Genomic DNA, 19,635 nt, shown 5'->3' with positions numbered 1-19,635 from the left:
TTCCGCGCGCCGCGGTAGCAATGCGAGCCTGTCCTCACCACGGTCCCGGACCGAGTTCCCGCTCCAGCCACGCGGCATCGGGGAGGGCGCCGGCGCTCGTGTCCACGACGCGAGCCGTGGGCCACTCGTCGCGCACGTGCAGCTGCTCGTCCAGGACGGCGGGCGTGGCGTCGGACGCGTCGTCGCCCCGCTCGCGCCGGGCCACGATGCGGCGGACCAGCACCGCCGGGTCCGCCCGGCACTCGATCTCGACGAGGTCGGCGGTCGCGGCGGCCGCAACCGCACGCGCCGCCGCGCGACGAGCCTCGGTGAGCCACGTCGCGTCCAGCACGACCGACTCGCCGTGGGTGAGCGCGACAGCGGCGCGGCGCAGCACCTCCCCGTAGGTCTCGTCGGTGTGGGCGGCACTGTAGAGCCCGGCACCGACGGCGGCGGTCGCATCGGCGGTCGGGGCGAGACCGGCCAGTTCCTTGCGGACCACGTCGCTGCGCAGCACGGTCGCACCCAGGTGCTGCCCGGCGAGATGGGCCACGGTGGTCTTGCCGGTGGCGGACAGACCTCCGACGACGACGAGGCGGACCCGGCCCCGGTCGAGGTTGCGCCGCGTCTGGTCCAGGAACGCGAGCGCGCCGGCGCGCGAGTGCTCGTCACCCTGTTCGTGCCGCAGCGCGGCGACCTTGGCCCGGACCACGGCCCGGTACGCGATGTAATGGTGCATCAGCGACGGCGGGAACGCGTCGGCGGAGAACTCGGCATAGGCGGGCAGCAGCTGCCGCGCCGCCGCCTCGCCGCCGAGCCGTTCGAGATCCATCGCGAGGAAGGCGATGTCGAGTGCGGCGTCGCCGTAGCGCAGCCGGTCGTCGAACTCGAGGCAGTCGATGATCCGGGGGCCGTCGTCGAGGCAGAAGATGTCGTCGGCGAGCAAGTCACCGTGGCCGTCGACGGCCCGCCCGGCGGCGATCCGCTCGTCGAGCACCCGTCCGCGGCCCGCGAGATAGCGGCCGGCCATGTCCCGGATCGCGGTGAGCGCGTCGCCGGCCTCGGCCCCGACGGGCAGGCGGTCGAGGTGGTCGAGGCTCTCGCGCCACAATCCGTCGAGGAACTGCGCCGTGGCACACCGGTCGATGGCCGGATCGCGCGGCGACGCGGCGTGCAGGGCCGCGACCTGCCGCGCGACGGCGGTGACGACCCCGGCGACGGGCTCGCCCCGCTGCACCAGCGCGGCGAGCCGCCGGTCGTCGGGCAGCCGGCGCATCTCGACGAGGTGCTCGCACACCTGCCCGTCGGGCCCGTGCACGTCGGCGACGCCGAGGTAGACGTCCGGGGCGAGACGCCGGTTGAGTTCGACCTCACGGTGGCAGGCCCGCTCCCGCGCCTGCCGGGTCCGGTTGTCGAGGAACCCGAGATCGAGTGGCTTCTTGAGCTTGTGCACGCGGCCCCCGACGAAGAACACCACCGAGGTGTGGGTCTCGCGGATCGCCGCGTATGCGGGTTCGGATCGGTCGGTGCCGGTCACGGAGTTCCTCCCCGATGAGGCTTGTCGAACGTCGGTACGCTGCCCACCTTGCCTCAGGGTGGACCGGATCGCGCGCCGGCAGAAGTGCCGAAGGTCTCTCGTGTGGTTGCACCGGAGCCGGTGCCGGAGACGCGGTACGTTTCACTCGGGCTATCCGGGAATGGGGTGACATGAGCACGAACGGGCGAGGCTCGGAATCCGGGAGACAACCGACGGTGGTCGTCGCCGAGACGACGACACCGATCGAGCGCAAGCTGATCGCGAGCTGGCTGCGGTCGGACCGGGTGCCGAAGGAGTACCGCGCCGACGGGCCGGTCGAGGAGATGGAACTCGACCCGCGCCGGCTCGCGCGCGATCTCGTGAACCGGGACGACGATCCCCTCGTGCTCCCCGTCGGGGTGGTGTGGCTGCCGGAGGCCCGGGACGGCGAGCGCCGGGTCCGGTTCTCCGACGTCGTGGCGCTGACCAACCCGCGCAGTCCGAACCGGCTCCTGCAGAAGTGGCTGGTCGGGCGGTCTCCCGACCGGTATCGGATCGTTCTCGCCGAGCCGGCGCGGCTGAGCGAGCTGCGGGCCCGGCACCTGGCCGAGGACGGCGACCCGGCACCCGAGTCGTTCGCCCGGTTCGTGACGCACCGCGCGGTGGTGGGCCTCGACCGGGCCGAGCGTGCCGTCATCGGCGACCGGTACAAGGTGCCGAGGCTGGTGGCGGAGCAGATCATGGATTCGGCGTCGTTCCGGCGGCGGCTCGACGCGATCAGCACCGAGCACAACATCGCGCCCGAGGAGGTCCGGTTACGAGCGACGTCCGCCCTCGGGGAACTCGTCGCCGTCCAGTCCCGGCTGGTGACCGACCTGTTCACCGAGATGATGCGCCCGCTGCACTCCGCGGCATGGACCGTGCACGCCGACGAGTCCGGGCTGCGGAGCCTGCGCGACGTCAACCGGCGGTATCCGCTGGTGTTCCTGCCGTCGCACCGGTCCTACGCGGACGCGTTCGTGCTCGGCGACGTGCTGGCCCAGAACGATTTTCCGCGGAATCACCTCATGGGTGGCGCCAACCTGACGTTCTGGCCGATCGGCCCGATCGCCCGGCGAACCGGCACCGTCTTCATCCGCCGTAGCTTCGGCGACGACGCCGTCTACAAGGCGGCTCTCGAGGAGTACTTCGCGTATCTGCTGACCAAGCGGTTCAACCTCGAATGGTATTTCGAGGGTGGCCGCACCCGCACCGGCAAACTCCGCGCGCCCCGCTACGGCCTGCTCAACTATGTGGCCAACGCCATCCGGAGCGGCCGGGTCGAGGACGCGATGCTCGTGCCGGTGTCCATCACCTACGAGGGGCTCGCCGAGGTCGCGGCCGTCGCGGCCGAACAGACGGGCGCCCAGAAGAAGCCCGAGGGCCTGGCCTGGCTGGCCCGGTACGCGCGCAATCAGCGGCGTCGTGCGGGCAACGTGTACGTGCGGTTCGGCGAACCGCTGTCGATGCGCTCGCAGCTCGCCACGAGCGGGGACCCCGAGCTGTCCGGGGAGCCGGCCGAGCCCGGGAGCGAGCGCAGCCGCAAGGCGCTGCAGAAGGTCGCGTTCGAGGTGGCCGTGGGCATCAACTGCCACACCCCGGTCACGGTGAACTGCCTGGTCACCCTCGCTCTGCTCGGCGTCCGGGACCGGGCGCTGACCCTGGACGAGGTGCGGGCGGTGATCGCGCCGGTGCGCCGGTACATCGACGCCCGCGGGATACCCCAGGGCGAACTCGGCGTCCTCGACATCGAGGGCGGCCTCGCGAACGTCCTCGCCTCGCTGAGCGATGCCGGTGTGGTCACCACCTACGCCGGCGGGGACGAGCCGGTCTACGCGATCCAGCCCGGGCAGCACCTGGTCGCGGCGTTCTATCGCAACAGCGGCGTGCACTGGTTCGTCAACCGTGCCCTGATGGAGCTGGCCATCCTCCACGCGCACGCCAATCCGGGCCTCGACCCGGTGCGGGCGGCGTGGGAGGAGGCCAAGGCGGCGCGCGACCTGCTCAAGTTCGAGTTCTTCTTCCCCGACCGGGACCGGTTCGAGGCCGACATGCGCGACGAGATCGCCCTGCTGATGCCGTCCTGGCGCAACGCCTTGCCGGACGTGGAACTCGCGCTGGCCGCGCTCCTCGAAACCGGGTTCTTCATGGTGCACCGAGCTCTGCGGTCCTTCTTCGACGCGCAGCTCGTCGTCGCCGAGCGGCTCGCGCGGCGCGACCCGTCCCTGCAGGTCGACCGCAAGGCGTTCCTGGACGAGTGCGTCGCGGTCGGCCGGCAGATGCTGCTGCAGGGCCGGCTGTTCGGACCCGAATCGGTCTCGTCGGAACTGTTCACGACGGCGTTACAGCTTGCCGCCAACCGCGGGCTGCTGGAACGTGGGGGCGAGGAGATTCGGCAGAAGCGGGAGGAGTTCGCGGTACAGCTGCTGGCGGTGGGTGAGCGGGTCCGGCTCGCCGAGTCTCTCGACGTATCCAACAGAAAGGCGGAGCGGTGATCCTCGAGGAAGCGCTCGAGCGCGTGCGTACCGGGCCGAAGGGTCCGGAGATCGCGGCATTCTTCGACTTCGACGGCACCATCGTCCACGGCTTCTCCGGTCTGCACTTCTTCCGCGACCGGTTGCTCGCCGGGAAGGTCGGCGCCGCCGAACTCGCCGCAACCATGCTCAACGGCCTGCGCGGCCACGACACCGAGGCGGACTTCGAGCGGTTCGTCGCGGTGGCGTTCAAGGCGTGGGGCGGGCACACCGAGGAGGAGCTGTACGAGATCGGGCGCCGGCTGTTCGCCTCCACGATCGCCGGCCACATCTATCCCGAGGCGTGGCAGCTCATCCGGGCGCATCAGGCGGCGGGGCACACGGTGGTGATCGCGTCCTCGGCGTCGCGCTACCAGATCCAGGCGACGGCGGATGCGCTCGGCGTCGAGCACGTCCTGTTCAGCCCCCTCGAGGTGCGCGACGGGGTGCTCACGGGCCGTGTGGACGGGAAGTCGTTGTGGCGCAGCGGTAAAGCGCAGGCCGTGGTGGCGTTCGCGGAGGCGAACAACATCGATCGCGAGCAGAGCTACACGTATTCCAACGGGGGCGAGGACGCCGACTTCCTCGCCACGATGGGCAATCCGACGCCGACCAATCCGGACCGGAACCTCGAGCGCACCGCCGCCGAGCAAGGCTGGCCGATCCTGCGATTCAGGCCGCGCGGAACGCCGGGCACCAAGGAGGTGATCCGCACCCTCGCGGCGTACGGCGGACTGTTCGGCTCGGTGTGGACGGGCGTCGGCCTCGGCCTGCTCAACCGCAACAAGAAGGTGGCGCTCGACTCGATCGCCACCCTCACCGGCGAGGTGCCCCTCGCGCTCGCCGGCATCGACGTGAACATTCGGAACGAGGCCAACGCCTGGTCACATCGCCCCGCGGTGTTCATCTTCAACCATCAGAGCCAGCTCGATCCGGTGATCATGGCGCGGGTGCTGCGGCACAGCTTCACGGGGGTCACGAAGAAGGAGATGGCCAGCGACCCGCTGTTCGGGCTGGTGCTCCGCTTCGTCGGTGCGGCGTTCGTGGACCGGGCCAACACTGAGCAGGCGAAGGCCGCACTCGGTCCTGTGGTCGACACGCTGCGCGAGGGCACCTCGGTGATCATCGCACCGGAGGGCACCCGCTCCCTGACCCCGGAGATCGGCCGGTTCAAGAAGGGCGCGTTCCACATCGCGATGCAGGCGGGCGTGCCGATCGTGCCGGTGGTGATCCGCAACGCCGGGGAGGTGCTGTGGAAGCACTCCACGGTCCTGCGGCCGGGAACCGTCGACGTGGTGGTCCTCGATCCCATCGACGTGAGCGACTGGACCCTCGAGGAGCTCGGCACACGGGTCGCGGAGGTCGAGGACCTGTACCGGAAGACGCTGGCGAACTGGCCCACGACCACATGACCGATGCGGGTGAGAACGGGGGCGCGTCCGTGGGCGAACACGACCACACCCCGAGCCACGGAAGAGACAACGACAACGGCAACGGCAACGGCAACGGCAACGGCAACGGCAACGGCGGAATGTCGCCGACCCGGCGCCGGCGCCTCAAGTGGCTGTTCGGCCTCGTGCTCGTCGTCGTCCTCACCGTGGAGGTCGTTCTCGTCTGGCCGGAACTGAAGACCAGCGTCGGCAGCCTCGGCGACCTGCGCTGGTGGTGGGTGGGCGCGGCGATCCTGGCCGCGCTGACCGAGATGTCGAGCTTTGCCCGGGTACAGCGCACCCTCCTGTCCGCGGCCGGGGTCCCCGTGACGCAGCGCCAGTCCCTGTCGGTGGCGTACGCGGCGAACTCGATGAGCGTGACCCTGCCCGGCGGACCCGTGGTGGCCACCACCTTCACCTACCGTCAGATGCGCAAGTGGGGGGCCAGCCCCGTCGTCTCCACCTGGCAGCTGGTGATGGCCGGTCTGCTGCAGGCCGCGGGCCTGGCGCTGCTCGGCCTGGTCGGCGCGCTGCTCGTCGGTGCCACCACCAACCCGTTCTCGCTCATCTTCTCCCTCGGCGGATTCGCGGCGTTCGTGGTGCTCGTGCAGTACGCGGCAAGCCGGCCGGATGCGTTCGAGTCGATCGGCATCATCGCGCTGCGCGGCGTGAACCGCCTGCGCAAGAAGCCCGCGCGGGCCGGCGCCCGCGCCTGGAAGCGGATCGTGGCGCAGCTCCAGGCGGTCCAGCTCGACCGCACCCACGCCGCGCGCGCCTTCGGCTGGTCGTTGTTCAACTGGCTGTGCGACGGTGCGTGCCTCGCCTTCGCCGCGTACGCGATCGGCGGCAAGCCCAGCCTGGCCGGCATCGCCGTCGCGTACGCCGCGGGTACCGCCGCCAGCCGCGCAATCCCCCTCCTGCCGGCCGGGCTCGGGGTGATGGACGCCGTGCTCGTGCCCGCGCTGACGGCCAGCGGGATGACCGGCGCGCAGGCCCTGGCCGCCGTCGTCGTATACCGGCTCGTGAGCTTCCTGATGATCGCGTCGATCGGCTGGGTGATCTTCGCCCTGCGCTACCGCGGCGCCCCGCCGGACGAGGAACCGGGTCCGGAACTCGACAAACTGTGGCGGGACTGAGCTCCGCTCCGACACACCGCGTCCGCCCTCCCGGATCAGCCGCGAGGCAGCCGCGGGAGCGCTAGCGTCGACAGTCTGTAACCGAGGAAAGGTACGTCAGTGACAGAGGACGCAGCGGTGCGCAAGAGAGAGGTCTGGTCCGGCCGGTCGGTGTTCATTCTCGCCGCCATCGGCTCGGCGGTCGGGCTGGGCAACATCTGGCGTTTCCCGTACATCGCGTACGAGAACGGCGGCGGTGCGTTCATCGTGCCGTATCTGGTGGCCCTGCTGACCGCGGGCATCCCGTTGCTGTTCGTCGACTACGCGATCGGTCACAAGTTCCGCGGGTCGCCGCCGCTGGCGTTCCACCGCCTCAAGCGCGCGACCGAGAGCCTCGGCTGGTGGCAGGTGGGCATCTGCTTCGTCATCGGCGTGTACTACGCGGTGATCATCGCGTGGGCGCTGCGCTACACGTTCTTCTCGGCCACGCAGGCATGGGGCGACGACGCGGAGACCTTCTTCCTGCAGGACTTCCTGCAGATGAACGCGGACGCCACGTTCGGCCTCGACTTCGTCCCGGGCGTGGCGTGGCCGCTGCTCGGGATCTGGCTCGTGGTGCTCGTCATCCTGGGTCTGGGCGTGCAGCGCGGCATCGGCGCGGCGAACCGGTTCTTCGTGCCGTTGCTGCTGGTGCTGTTCGCCGGCATGGTGGTGCGGGCGCTGACCCTCGACGGCGCCGCCACCGGTCTCGACGCGTTCTTCCGGCCGGACTGGTCGGCGCTGACCGACACCGGGGTGTGGATCTCCGCCTACGCGCAGATCTTCTTCTCGCTGTCCGTCGCGTTCGGCATCATGGTCACCTACTCGTCGTACCTCAAGCACCGGACCAACCTCACGGGCTCCGGTCTCGTCGTCGGCTTCTCGAACTCGAGCTTCGAGATCCTCGCCGGAATCGGCGTGTTCTCGGCGCTCGGCTTCATGGCACAGGCGCAGGGCGTCGCCGTCGACGAGGTGGTCAGCGGCGGTATCGGGCTGGCGTTCATCGCGTTCCCGACGATCGTCTCGGAGATGCCGGGCGGTTCCCTGTTCGGCCTGCTGTTCTTCGGCTCGCTCGTCTTCGCGGGTTTCACGTCGCTGATCAGCATCATCCAGGTGTGCGTGTCGGCCGTCGAGGACAAGACCGGCCTCACCCGCGTGCCGGCAGTCCTGATCGTCGGTGGCGTCGCAAGCGTCACCTCGCTGCTGCTGTTCCCGACCACCACCGGCCTGAACACCCTCGACGTGGTCGACCGCTTCGCCAACCAGTTCGGCATCGTCGGGGTCGCCTTCGCGACGCTCGTGGTGCTCGCGTGGGGGCTGCGCCGGCTGCCCGAACTGCAGGACCACCTGAACTCGGTGTCGTCGTTCCGGGTAGGCCTGCTCTGGCGGGTCTTCGCCGGCGTCCTCACACCCATCGTGCTCGGCTACATGTTGATCAGCGAGATCGTGGATCGGAGCCGGGAGGGCTACAACGACCTGCCGGATGCACTCGTCATGACGTTCGGGTGGGGCGTGCAGGCGCTGGTGATCGTGATCGCGGTGGCATTGTCCTTCGCACCGTGGGGCCTGACCGACGCCGAGCTGGCGCATACCGAATCGACGGAAGCGGGAGAGAGACTGTGAGTGGATCTGCGATCGGGATGATGCTCGTCGCGCTGGGGCTGGTGTGGGGCGGTCTCACCGTCAGCCTGCTGCATCTGCGCCGGAATCCGGACGAGACGTCGGGGCAGACGCCGGTTGAACCCCACCACGACTGAAATGTCCGGTCTCGAACCGGCCACAACTCGTTTCGTTTGAATAACGCCACGCCGCGCCGGACTGGCCGGTCTGTTCTTCCTGTGGTCTGCTAGATCCCACCAACACCATGAGTCACACGAGTAACACCAGACCCATGGGTCTCCGCCCCGGAGCCGTCGCACGACTCCGGGGCGGGGGGTGTTCCGGTTCCGACCACGTACAGGAGCGAAGCATGACCACCAGGACCACCCGGCGCAGGCTGCGCCGGCTCACCGCCGCAGCCTCCCTCACCGTGGCCGCTGCTCTGGCGCTGCCGACCGTCGCGGCCGCCGAACCCCCCGCGGACCCCGCAGTCGCCGCGGCGCCGGCGCCCGACCCGCTCCTCGGCGCCCTCGAGACGCTCCGGGCCCAGCCGGGCGCCGATGCGCTCGCGCTCGCCGCCGCCGAGGCCATCGGCTCCGCCCGCGGCGGTGCCACCGACGTCGCCGAGAACTCGCCGCTCTCCGCCTACGAGGACGCCGTGGAGTTCCTGCGCGGCCTCGGCATCGAACCGTTCCTCTACCCCACCGGCGCGCCCTTCTGCACCGAGGGCGGCAGCCTGCCGCTCGGTATCGCCCCCGCCGTCGCCGGCGCGGCTCCCGGCCCGTGGCCCAACCTGAACATCCCGATGGTCGGTCCCGTCAATGCCGTCGATCCCGGCGAAACCCTGTTCGCCTTCGTGCCCATGGGCGTCGAGAAGGACAGCGGGAACACCACCGGCATGCAGGTCGCCTGGTTCAACGTCAACACCTTCCAGGGCGGGTTCGTGCCCATGGGCACCATCGCCGAGGCCGCAGCCCTCGCCGTGCCCGGCGGCCTGCCCGAGTTCGCCAAGCCCCTCGTCGCCGCCGCGGTGCAGAACTTCTTCGCAGGCGCGGTCCCGCTCGGCGGAGTCCGCGCGGCACCGGTCGCGACCGGCTCGGGAACTGTCCTGGCCGCCGTGTTCGGCACGGTGCAGAACGGCGAGACGTCGTGCTTCTTCCTCCCGACCGTGGGCATCGTGGAGGTTCCCGCCTGATCCGTCGCGTCCGGGGCGCGCATGCGCGCCCCGGACGCAGCGGCCGCGTCAGCCGATCGCCTGCAGCTTCTCCAGCCGGTCGAACACGAGCCGCACCACGCTGTCCATGTGCGCCATCACCTGATCCGCCGTGGCCCGACCGGCGGCCCAGCTCACCAGGTTCGACATCCACACATCCGCGATCACGTGCACCGCGTTGAGGAGCTGCTCGCTGACCACCTCGACCCCGGCCGCCCGGGCGTACATCCCGGTGATGATCGCTCCGAGCCGGTCGAGCTCGGCCGACGACGAGGCGTCCGCGAACATCGCCGCACGCACGAGCGCGTCGTAGAGGTTGTGGTCGCTCTCGAGCCGGCCGATGTAGCCGTGCAGCACCGACATGATCCGTTCGTGAGCCGAGTCGCCGGGGATGTCGGTGTCGCCGAACCTGTTGCTCAGATCTTCGAACAGCAGCACCATCGCCACCACCAGCAGGTGGTTCTTGGACGGAAAGTAGCGGTACACGGTGCCCAGCGCCACGCCCGACCGTTCGGCGACGGCACGCATCTGGACCGCGTCGTATCCGCCCTCGGAGGCCAGTTCCTTCGCGGCCTCGATGATCCTCAGGTAGCGGGCGCGCTGGGCCGGCTTCAGGTCCGCGCCGAGAAGCGAAGCGGACCGCGCCTTCGTTCGGGATGCTGCACTCGGCTCCGCCATCGTCCTCACCTTTCGTACGCCTGCCCGCCAGCGTAGTGCGCCTTCCCCGGGCCGGCGCCGGGACCTGACCGAAAAAATGGACAGGTGTCTGGAACAGGTTCCACCAACCACTAGAACGCGTTACAGTTGCGGGGACCCGACAAGTAGGGAGGCAGCTTCCGTGCGTCACGGCATCACCCTGTTCACCAGCGATCGCGGTATCCGGCCCGAGACGGCCGCCCGAGCGGCCGAGGAACGCGGCTTCGACTCGTTCTACGTCCCCGAACACACCCACATCCCCGTGCGCCGCGAATCCGCACACCCCGGCACCGGCAACGCGACGCTGCCCGACGACCGGTACCGCCGCACGCTCGACCCGTGGGTCGCCCTCGGACTCGCCGCGGCCGTCACCTCGACCATCAGGCTGGGCACCTCGGTCGCCCTGCCCCTCGAGCACGACCCCATCACGCTGGCCAAGACCGTCGCGACCCTCGACCACCTCTCCGGCGGGCGCGTCGTCCTCGGCGCGGGCTTCGGCTGGAACGCCGAGGAACTCGCCGACCACGGCGTACCTCCCGGCAAGCGGCGTACCGCCCTGCGCGAATACCTCGAGGCGATGCAGGCGCTGTGGAACGAGGAGGAAGCCTCCTACGACGGGCAGTTCGTCTCGTTCGGCCCGAGCTGGGCCTGGCCCAAGCCGATCCAGCAGCCCCGCCCACCGGTGCTGATCGGCGCGGGCGGCAGCGAGCGCACCTTCGCGTGGATCGCCCGCTCCGCCGACGGCTGGATCACCACCCCGATCGAACGCGACATCGACGACAACGTCGAGCGGCTGCGCGCCACCTGGGCCGAGGCCGGCCGCGCCGGCGCCCCGGAGATCGTCGTCCTCGCCGGCCGGCCCGACCCCACCAAGCTCCAGCAGTGGCGCGACCTCGGCGTGACCGAAGTGATGTTCGGCCTGCCCGACCGCTCGGAGGACGAGATCCTCGCCTACCTGGACAAGCTCGCCGCCACGCTGGAACCGACCCGCTGACGGTCACGACCGAGAAGGAAACACCTCCATGACCACAGCTCCCTTCCGCCCGCTCCGTGCCGCAGAGGTCACCGCCTGGGACCACGAAGCCGACATCGTCGTCGCCGGCTACGGCATCGCCGGCGTCTCGGCCGCCATCGAGGCCGCGCGGGCCGGCACCGACGTGCTGATCCTCGAACGCACCGGCGGCTGGGGCGGTGCCGCCTCCCCGTCCGGGGGAATCGTCTACCTCGGCGGCGGCACCCCGCTGCAGCGCGAGCTCGGGTTCGAGGACACCCCGGAGAACATGAAGAGATTCATGCTCGCCGCTCTCGGCCCCGGCGCCGACGAGGCCAAGATCTCGGAATACTGCGACGGCAGCGTCGAGCACTACCACTGGCTCACCGACAACGGAGTGGTCTTCAAACCGGCGTTCTGGGGCGAGCCCGGATGGGAGATCCCCGGTGACGACGGTCTGATGTACTCGGGGGGCGAGAACTCCGCGCCGTTCAACGAGATCGCCACACCCGCCCCGCGCGGCCATGTGCCGCAGATGAGCAACAAGCGCACCGGTGAGCAGGGCGGCGGGTACATGCTGATGAAGCCGCTCGCCGAGACGGCAGAATCCCTCGGCGTGACATCCGTCTTCGACATCCGGGCGCAGCGGCTGATCGTCGACGACACGGACCGGGTCGTCGGGATCGCCGCCAAGAAGTACGGGAACGAGGTCTTCGTGCGGGCGCGGCGCGGCGTCGTGCTCACCACCGGCAGCTTCGCCTACAACGAGGCCATGGTCACCTCGTTCGCCCCGCAGCTGATCGGCCGCCCGGGCGCCGCGATCGAGGAGCACGACGGCTGCTCCATCCGGATGGCCCAGGCCCTCGGCGCCGACCTCGCGCACATGAACGCCACCGAGGTGGCGTTCTTCGCCGACCCGCAGCTGATGGCGCGCGGCATCCTCGTCAACGGCCGCGGCCAGCGGTACGTTCCCGAGGACACCTACCCGGGACGCATCGGGCAGCTCACCCTCCTCGAGAACGACAACCAGGCGTACCTGATCATCGACGAGGCGGCATACGAGGAAGGTTGCACGACGACGAGTTCCACCCCGTACTTCCGGTTCCCGCCGAAGTGGGCGGCGGAGACCGTCGCCGAACTCGAATCCGACATGGGCCTGCCGGAGGGCACGCTGCAGGCCACCGTCGAGGTGTACAACCGGCACGCCGCGGCCGGCACCGATCCCGTCCTCGGGAAGAAGCCGGAGTGGGTCACGCCGATCGGCACCCCCGTCGCGGCCCTGGACCTGCGCAACTGCACCGCGGGCTTCACCCTCGGCGGCCTGCGCACCACCGTGAACTCGGAGGTCCTGCACGTCTCGGGCGAACCGATCCCGGGCCTGTTCGCCGCGGGCCGGTGCACCTCCGGCGTGTGTGCGGGGGGCTACGCGAGCGGCACGTCGCTCGGGGACAGCAGCTTCTTCGGCCGTCGCGCCGGCGTCGCCGCCGCCGCCGAGAACTGAGCGTTCCCGAATCCCGTTGTGTGGCCGAATGTCACATGGGTTCAATCGAATCGAACCCATGTGACATTCGGCCGGTTCGGGGTGCTCAGAAGCAGGTCGGCCGGGAACGGCACCGGGCCGGTGACGATCATGAGCGGACCGGCCGGATTCCCGAGGTCCTTGAAGCCGACGCACGCGGGACCGCCCTGCCATGCACCCGGACCGAGCAGCGAGGTCGTCACCGAGAACACGCGGTCTCCGTTGTTGCCCCATCCCGTTCCCACGGCGTCGGGCAGATCCGGGATCAGATCCTTCGCGAGCGCCTTGACGAGAATCCCTGTGGTACCCGGTGATCCGGCACCGAGAAACAGCGCGTCGGCGACGATGCGCTTGCGTTCGAGTACCACACCGTCCATGGAGATCCGGTCCGTATGCGCGATCCACGTGCCGTCCCGTCCGCGCTCGATGTCGTTGACCCGGTGCAGCGTCTCGATGCGGACGTGACCCGTCGCCTCGGCCTCCGCCAGGTACGTCACGTCGACGGAGAACTTGCCGCCGTTGTTCACGCCGTAGATCAGGTCGCCGTTGGTGTACGACGGCGCCAGTTCGCCGGCCAGCTCCCGCCGGGCGAACTCCCAGTCGATGGGCATCGGCACACGGAGTGGCTCGAAGCCCTCCTCGGCGACCCGGTCGAGGAACTGCCTCGACGAGCGGTAGCGCTCGTGGTTCAGCAGATCGTCGGGGATGGTCTGCAGGCGCAGCGTCCGCGCCACGCGGGGAAAGCGCTCGGCGGCGAGCAGGTCGTAGTCGATGCGCGACGACACGCTCTGCGCGAAACGCTCACCGTCGGGCTGCAGCGTCATCCCTTGGTAGAGAAGGGAACTGCCGACCACCCTGACTGCACGCAGCCACCCGAGCGAATGTATCGCTCACCTCTTCAGGCCGACAGAACGATACATTCGCTCACCTGGGGGCGCGTGGGGGTGGGGGTGGGAATGGACGGGACGCTCAGACGACGGTGAGCGGCAGGGGGATTCCGCGGTCGGCGAACGTGAAGTTCGCACCGGTGCTGAAGCGGGTGATCGCCACCTCGCCGCATTCCTTCGCGGGTTCGGCGTGGCGGATCACCTCGACGGTGAGCGCGTGTGCGTCCTCGGACACCACGTGCGCGGTGAAGTGCGGGTCGACGCCGCGCACCAGCGCCTGCAGCGGCTCGAGGTGGTGCCCGTCGACCAGAGTCGGCCACGACCCGTCCGCGTCGGCACCCCCGGCTCGCCCGAGGCGCAGGCGCAGTCTGTCCGGCTCCCACCGGATGTCGCGCTGGACGTACTGCCTCGGCGCGAACACGGGGTGGACCGACAGCACCGTCGCCAGTCCCTCGAAGTCGCGCGGCAGGCCGAGGGCGTCGCGTATCCGCTCGGACGCCAGCCCGGCAATGCCGGTCAACTGCTTGCGGGTGAGGGCCAGCGCGGCGTCCTCGTCCGTGCGTTTGCGCACGCCGATGAGAAAACCCAGTGTGAGCAGATGCTGCTGCAGGCACACCTCCTCCGCGATCCGCACCAGGGCCGAGTGCGAGAAGTCCGCGAACCGCAGGTCGGAGAGCAGGGGCCCGGAATAGTCGCCGAGTCCCTCGTCCGCCGGGTCGATCGCGCTGAGTTCCACTGCGACGGCCGCGGTACGCCCGATCGCCTCGGTGTGGGGCGCGGCCTGCGGCGGAACGTGCGACGGGTCGATCGTCACCGTCCACGCGCAGTGCGGATGGCGGCCGACCGGCCGGCGCGGCGGCCGGTGGATCGGCCGCACCCGGGCGTGCGGGTTGGTGGCAAGGGCGGTCGCGTCGAACGTGGGGTCCTCGATGTCGTGGCACATGGCCTTCACGTACGCGTCGCCCATCGGTTCGACGTCCATGAGCGCGCCGCAGTGGTCGAGCCGGAACTCACCGTGGTCGTGGTCGTCGACGCGGAACCGGAAGTCCATGAACTGCGGGGGCGCGCCGATGTCGAGTTGCAGCCCCTTGAAGATCGTCTCGACACCGTCGCCCTCGTACCGCAGGGCCCGCTGCATGCGCCGGGTGTACCACGGGCTCGACGCCTGCCACTCCTCGACGGCGACCTCGGTCATTCCCTCCCGTCCGAACGCCGAGATCAGGTGCGCCATCCCGGAGCGGTCGATGAGCTGACCGCACAGGAGCAGTTCGGGGACGAGGACGGCGAGGTCGGCCCGGGAGAGCGCCGCGAAGGAGTCGCGGACGTTCACCGGGCTCACCACAGCGGAACCGGCGCCTGTCCGGCCGGATACCAGCCGGGAGGACGTTTCGTCGACGTCGACCGTTCGATCCGCTTGTTCATGCCGTCGGACAGGGCGTTGCCCGTGATCATCTCCAGGAAGAGGTGGGAGACGTTCCCGAAGTCGAAGAAGTCACGCTGCCAGGACCATCGGAAGTTCCCACCGTAGCGGAACCAGCTGCCGCCGAAGCCGTGCACCTCGTAGTGCGACCCGTCGTCGCGGGTGGCGTCGGCGACCTGTTTCCAGAAGCCGATGACGTCGCCGGTCCGCTCGTCCACGACGAACCGCTGATAGGGATACTGCCAGCCCTCCAGGCCGGCCATCTCCTGACCGAGCGCGAGTTCGCGGATCTCCTCGCGCCCGACGGCCATGAAGTCGGCCGTGGGACCGTAGTTCCAGCCGTAGGTCGCGTCCTCGGTGTACATGTCGGCCAAGGGCTTCCAGTCACCGGCTGCCTCGGCCTTCTTGTTGGCCTCGATCCAGCGCTCGATCATCTCGTCGAGTTCTGCTCGGTCGAAGGGTGCCATGACTTGTCTCCTCTGGATCAGTCCTCGACGATGCGGAGGGCTCGGGTGGGGCAGTACCGTACGGCGGATCGGACGTCGCCGCAGAGTTTTTCGGGTATGTCGTCCATCAGGATCCGGACCTTGCCGTGCTTGGGAACGTCGAAGACGTCCGGTGCCTCCAGCGAGCACATCGCGTGGCCCTGGCACAGATCGAGGTCTGCTTCCACTTTCACGGCGCGAGTCCTTACATCCGGGTGCGACGGCGATAGCGCACGGCGCACGGCTGCGCGAGCTGCACCACCATCTTGGAATGGTCGTTGCGGTAGGTGTCGGCCGGCTGAGCGATCTCGAATTCGTAGTCGCGCAGCAGGACCGAGAAGATCGCCTTGAGCTGCATGAGGGCGAACGCCGCTCCCACGCACCGGTGCCGGCCGGCCCCGAACGGGATCCAGGTCCAGCGGTTGACGATGTCCTCCTGCCGCGGATCGAGGTAGCGGCCCGGATCGAAGGCATCGGGCTCGGGGAAGTCCTCCGGGATGCGGTTGGAAATCGCCGGGGTAGCGCCGACGAGGTCGCCCTCGCCGATCCGGTACCCCTCGACCTCGAACTCGCCGCGCGCGACGCGCAGCAGCAGGATCAGCGGCGGGTGCAACCGCAGCGTCTCCTTGAGTACCGACTCGAGCATCGGGATCTGCCGCAGCGCATGGAAACTCACGCCCTCACCGTCGGCGTAGAGGACGTCGAGCTCGTCGGTGACCCCGCGCAGGTACTCCGGATTGCGCAGCAACTCGATCAACGCCCATGCCGCCGTCCCCGACGTGGTGTGGTGGCCGGCGAACATCATCGAGATGAAGATGCCGGTGATCTCGTCCGCGCTGAACCGCTCCTTGCCGTTCTCGTCCTTGATGGAGACGAGGACGTCGAGCATGTCGCGATCCTCCTTGCCATGGGGCGGGTTCGCGATGCGGTCGACCATGATCTCCTCGACGAGGGCGACCAGCCCGCGGCGGGCCTCGTCGCGGCGACGGAAGCTCTCGATGGGCGCGTAGGGGTCGACGAAGGCGAGGGCGTCGGTGCCCTTCTCCAGGTCGTGGTAGAGGCTCGCGAACCGGCTGTCGAGCTGGTCGCGGAACTTCTTGCCGATCAGGCAGGCCGAGGACGTGTAGATGGTCAGCTCCGCGAAGAACTCCAACAGGTCGATCTCACCCTCGTCACCCCACCCGGCGACGATGTCACGGACCTCGCGTTCGATCGTGGCGGCATGGCCCTTCATCTGCTCGCCGCGCAACGCGGAGTTGTGCAGCATCTCCTTGCGGCGCTCGGGGCTGGCATCGAAGACCACGCCCTCCCCGAAGACCGGCTTCATGAACGGGTACGCGGCCTGCTGGTCGAGGTCCTCGTCGGCGGAGCGGAAGAAGAACTCGTTGGCCCGAGCCCCGGAGAGCAGCACGACGTTGCGGTCGGCGAGTTGGAAGGCGCCGACGTCGCCGCACTCCTCGCGGACTCGCTGCATCAGGCCGATCGGGTCGGTGCGCAGTTCCTCGAGGTGGCCGTGTTCGTGCTCGCCCCCCGAGACGCGCGTGGGGGTGGTGATCGTGGTCATTCAGGGTCCTTTCCCCGAGAATCCTTCTGCAGAGGCGCTTCCGGCTGCACTTCGGTCAGCACCAGGTGGGTTCCGCGCGGGGCCGAGACGACGGCGACGACGGCGTTCGCGATCTCGGAGGCGCGGAGGAAGTAGGAGTGCCGGGCGAAGCCCCATCTGGTCCAGTCGGCGATCAGCGGCTCGATGATCTCCGCGGGGGCATCGAGTCCCATCCCGGTCTGTGTCGGGCCGGGACGCACCACCGACGCGCGAACCCCCGTGCCCTCGAGTTCCATCCGCATCTGGCGCACGAGCGCCTCGAGGCCCGTCTTGGCGGCGACGTAGGCGCCCATGCGGGGCCGCGCGACGTCGGCGCAGTCCGAACCGATGACGACGAAGTCGCCGCGGCGCCGTTCGATCATCCCCGGCAGCACGCGATGGGCGAGACGCTGCGTGCCGACGAGATGGACGTTCACCTGGAACTCGAACCGGTCCGGATCCATCTCGTGCACGAGCCGGAAATCCATGTCACCGGCGCCGGACAGGACGATCTCGGTGGGACCCAGGGCCTTCTCGGCGGCGGCGACGAACTCGTCGACCGATTCGGTGGACGCCACGTCGAGGAAGTGCGCGAAGGCCTCGCCGCCCTCGCCGCGGATCTTCTCCGCGAGGGCCTCGCACTGTTCGACGCGCCGCGCACCGAGGGCGACCGGGTGACCGAGGGCGGCGAGCGCGAAGGCGGTGGCCGTACCGATGCCGGAGGAGGCGCCGCTGACGATCGCGGGCCGGCGCGGCGGATTGGGTTCGAATCTAGGCATGTCGCCGGGTCACCTCTACGGGCAGGGCCGCGAGGCCTCGGACGTTGGTGGAGTGGACGCGTTCACAGCGGTCGAAGTCGACGTCGTAGTCGGCGACGCGCGCGGCGAACTGTTCGAGCGCGATGTTCGCCTCGAGGCGCGCAAGGTGGGCACCGAGGCAGAAGTGCACGCCGCCACCGAAACTGGCGATCTTGGACGCGCTGTCGCGGCCGATGCGGAAGGTGTCGGGATCCTCGAACACCTCGGCGTCGCGGTTGGCCGAACCGATGAGCAGCAGCACCTTGTCGCCCGCGCGGATGGTGCTGTCGTGCACGTCGATGTCGGTGGCGGCAGTGCGCGCGACGATCTGGCTGGAGGTGTCGTAGCGCAGCGTCTCCTCCACCCAGCCCGGGGCTGCGTCCGGGTTGCCGAGGACGCGGGCCACCTCGGTCTTGTTCTTCGCGCCCCAGTACAGTGCGTTGCCGAGCAGTTTGGTGGTGGTCTCGTTGCCCGCGACGACCATCAGGAACATGAAGCCGATGATCTCGTCGTCCTCGAGGCGGTCTCCGTCGACCTCGGCGTCGAGCAGGGCCGAGGTGAGGTCCTCGCTCCGGTGGGCGCGGCGCTGCGCCAGCATGTCCGCGTAGTAGCCGACGAGGTTCAGCGACGCCTCCATCGCCGCGACGGGCACGTCGAGTACGCCCCGCTCCCGGTGGACCACCAGATCCGCCAGCCGGCGCAGTTCGGCGCGGTCGGCCTCGGGCACGCCCATCAGTTCGGAGATGACGTCCATCGGGAGCTTGCCCGCAAAGTCCGCGATCCAGTCGAATTCGTCCTTGTCCAAGGCGGTGTCGAGGTAGTGGAGAGTTAGCTCGAGGATGCGGCCGCGCAGGTCGGCGACCCGGCGCGGGGTGAAGCCCTTGGAGACGAGCCGGCGCATGCGCATGTGGCGGGGGTCGTCCATCGCGAGGAACGACATGACCTTGTGGGCGTGGGGGCCGTAGGCCGCCGGGTCGAGGGACACCCCGTTCGCGCTGGAGAGCCGGGTGTGGTCGCGGAAGCCCGCGACGACGTCGGCGTGCCGGGACAGGGCCCAGAAGCCGAGGTCGTCGTTGCGGTAGAGCGGCGCCTCCTCGCGCAGGCGCCGGTAGATCGGATACGGGTCCTCGTGGAAGCCGTAGTCGTAGGGATCGAACAGGAGCGGTTCGAGCGAAGCCTGGGTCATGCGCTACTCCAATAGAAGTTTGGCGGAGGTCTCCAGCCGATCGGCGATCTTCTCGTAGGTCTCGTACCCCATGCCCGCCCGGACGAGGGCGCCGGCGTAGAGCATTTCCAGCGCTTCGATCTCGTCGGGATCGGCGTCGGGGCCGAGGGCCGTGGCGAGCCGGTCCCGGATGTCGAGGCCGATGCGGGCGCGCAGGTGTTCGACGTCGGGGTCGCGGCCGAGCAGCGCGCTGGTGACCGCGCCGGCGAGTTCGGGCTCGTCGGCCATCATCAGCGCGACGTTGCGCAGCACCGCGACCACGCGGTCGACCCGGTCGGTCGTGGCCGCCTCGGGTTCGGGCGAGGCGGCGAGCCGGCGCCAGAACACCTCGGCGACGAGGTGCTCCTTGGACGAGAAGTAGGTGTAGGCGGTGGCCGGTGCGACACCGGCCCGAGCGGCGACGTTGCGTACGGTCAGTCCTGCGAACCCCTCTTCCCGCAGGACCTCGACGGCAGCGCGCGTCAGACGGTCCACGGTGTCGGCCTGCTTCTCGGTGAGACGGCGGCGGGTGGATTCGAGATTCACATTTCTGGACACGTGTCTGGACATTACTACGGTCGCCTGTCCGAGGCAATGGTCCCGTCCACCCG

The 19,635-nt window shown here is 69.6% G+C and carries 18 protein-coding genes; 8 read left to right on the top strand and 10 right to left on the bottom strand.

Annotated elements, in window-relative coordinates; genetic code table 11:
• Window positions 1-34: 34 nt before the first annotated feature.
• A complete protein-coding gene (locus tag HFP48_RS06510) occupies window positions 35-1,516 on the bottom strand; it encodes an AAA family ATPase (RefSeq protein WP_168579246.1) in 1,482 nt (493 codons plus the stop codon).
• Between the two features lie 170 nt (window positions 1,517-1,686).
• Between HFP48_RS06510 and HFP48_RS06505 the strand changes: the two genes are divergently transcribed.
• From HFP48_RS06505 to HFP48_RS06480, 6 genes are all read left to right on the top strand, one after another.
• Window positions 1,687-4,029 (top strand): glycerol-3-phosphate 1-O-acyltransferase, encoded by a 2,343-nt coding sequence (locus tag HFP48_RS06505; protein ID WP_168579245.1) that lies wholly within the window; start codon window positions 1,687-1,689, stop codon window positions 4,027-4,029.
• Window positions 4,026-5,459, top strand: coding sequence for an HAD-IB family hydrolase (locus tag HFP48_RS06500; protein ID WP_006946961.1), 1,434 nt, complete (start codon window positions 4,026-4,028; stop codon window positions 5,457-5,459). The genes HFP48_RS06505 and HFP48_RS06500 overlap by 4 nt, the downstream gene beginning before the upstream one ends.
• The gene (locus HFP48_RS06495) at window positions 5,456-6,613 is read left to right on the top strand and encodes a YbhN family protein (RefSeq protein ID WP_210432807.1); all 1,158 of its coding nucleotides are present in this window, start codon (window positions 5,456-5,458) and stop codon (window positions 6,611-6,613) included. Before HFP48_RS06500 ends, HFP48_RS06495 begins: the two co-directional genes overlap by 4 nt.
• A gap of 117 nt (window positions 6,614-6,730) precedes the next feature.
• Complete coding sequence (locus HFP48_RS06490; protein ID WP_152103895.1) at window positions 6,731-8,254, top strand: sodium-dependent transporter; 1,524 nt, start codon at window positions 6,731-6,733, stop codon at window positions 8,252-8,254.
• Entirely contained in the window at window positions 8,251-8,388 is a 138-nt protein-coding gene (locus tag HFP48_RS06485; RefSeq protein WP_072634473.1) for a methionine/alanine import family NSS transporter small subunit, read from the top strand. The genes HFP48_RS06490 and HFP48_RS06485 overlap by 4 nt, the downstream gene beginning before the upstream one ends.
• Before the next feature lie 212 nt (window positions 8,389-8,600).
• Window positions 8,601-9,425: a hypothetical protein gene (locus HFP48_RS06480; RefSeq protein WP_006946975.1), complete on the top strand. Its 825-nt coding sequence runs from the start codon at window positions 8,601-8,603 to the stop codon at window positions 9,423-9,425.
• A 48-nt stretch (window positions 9,426-9,473) separates the two neighbouring features.
• On the opposite strand, the gene HFP48_RS06475 is transcribed toward HFP48_RS06480, so the two are convergent.
• Window positions 9,474-10,121 (bottom strand): TetR family transcriptional regulator, encoded by a 648-nt coding sequence (locus HFP48_RS06475; protein WP_006936229.1) that lies wholly within the window; start codon window positions 10,119-10,121, stop codon window positions 9,474-9,476.
• A gap of 160 nt (window positions 10,122-10,281) precedes the next feature.
• On the opposite strand from HFP48_RS06475, the gene HFP48_RS06470 reads away from it, so the two are divergent.
• Entirely contained in the window at window positions 10,282-11,133 is an 852-nt protein-coding gene (locus HFP48_RS06470) for an LLM class F420-dependent oxidoreductase (protein WP_168579244.1), read from the top strand.
• A gap of 28 nt (window positions 11,134-11,161) precedes the next feature.
• Window positions 11,162-12,631, top strand: a complete 1,470-nt coding sequence (locus HFP48_RS06465; protein ID WP_168579243.1) for an FAD-dependent oxidoreductase — start codon at window positions 11,162-11,164, stop codon at window positions 12,629-12,631.
• Between the two features lie 41 nt (window positions 12,632-12,672).
• On the opposite strand, the gene HFP48_RS06460 is transcribed toward HFP48_RS06465, so the two are convergent.
• From HFP48_RS06460 to HFP48_RS06425, 8 genes are all read right to left on the bottom strand, one after another.
• Window positions 12,673-13,473 (bottom strand): hypothetical protein, encoded by an 801-nt coding sequence (locus HFP48_RS06460; RefSeq protein WP_246872523.1) that lies wholly within the window; start codon window positions 13,471-13,473, stop codon window positions 12,673-12,675.
• Between the two features lie 145 nt (window positions 13,474-13,618).
• Window positions 13,619-14,878 (bottom strand): hypothetical protein, encoded by a 1,260-nt coding sequence (locus HFP48_RS06455; RefSeq protein WP_168579242.1) that lies wholly within the window; start codon window positions 14,876-14,878, stop codon window positions 13,619-13,621.
• Complete coding sequence (locus tag HFP48_RS06450) at window positions 14,872-15,423, bottom strand: nuclear transport factor 2 family protein (protein ID WP_168579241.1); 552 nt, start codon at window positions 15,421-15,423, stop codon at window positions 14,872-14,874. Before HFP48_RS06450 ends, HFP48_RS06455 begins: the two co-directional genes overlap by 7 nt.
• Before the next feature lie 17 nt (window positions 15,424-15,440).
• Window positions 15,441-15,635, bottom strand: a complete 195-nt coding sequence (locus HFP48_RS06445) for a ferredoxin (protein ID WP_006936239.1) — start codon at window positions 15,633-15,635, stop codon at window positions 15,441-15,443.
• 11 nt (window positions 15,636-15,646) lie between these two features.
• Window positions 15,647-17,005, bottom strand: a complete 1,359-nt coding sequence (locus tag HFP48_RS06440) for a cytochrome P450 (protein WP_168579240.1) — start codon at window positions 17,003-17,005, stop codon at window positions 15,647-15,649.
• The gene (locus HFP48_RS06435; protein ID WP_006936244.1) at window positions 17,002-17,802 is read right to left on the bottom strand and encodes an SDR family oxidoreductase; all 801 of its coding nucleotides are present in this window, start codon (window positions 17,800-17,802) and stop codon (window positions 17,002-17,004) included. The genes HFP48_RS06440 and HFP48_RS06435 overlap by 4 nt, the downstream gene beginning before the upstream one ends.
• Window positions 17,795-19,006, bottom strand: a complete 1,212-nt coding sequence (locus HFP48_RS06430) for a cytochrome P450 (RefSeq protein ID WP_006936246.1) — start codon at window positions 19,004-19,006, stop codon at window positions 17,795-17,797. Before HFP48_RS06430 ends, HFP48_RS06435 begins: the two co-directional genes overlap by 8 nt.
• A gap of 3 nt (window positions 19,007-19,009) precedes the next feature.
• Complete coding sequence (locus HFP48_RS06425; protein WP_006936248.1) at window positions 19,010-19,570, bottom strand: TetR/AcrR family transcriptional regulator; 561 nt, start codon at window positions 19,568-19,570, stop codon at window positions 19,010-19,012.
• Window positions 19,571-19,635: the final 65 nt, after the last annotated feature.

It is taken from the genome of Rhodococcus sp. DMU1, from assembly GCF_012272955.1.
Taxonomy (GTDB): Bacteria; Actinomycetota; Actinomycetes; order Mycobacteriales; family Mycobacteriaceae; genus Rhodococcus; species Rhodococcus aetherivorans.
This window is presented reverse-complemented; position numbering and strand designations above follow the sequence as displayed.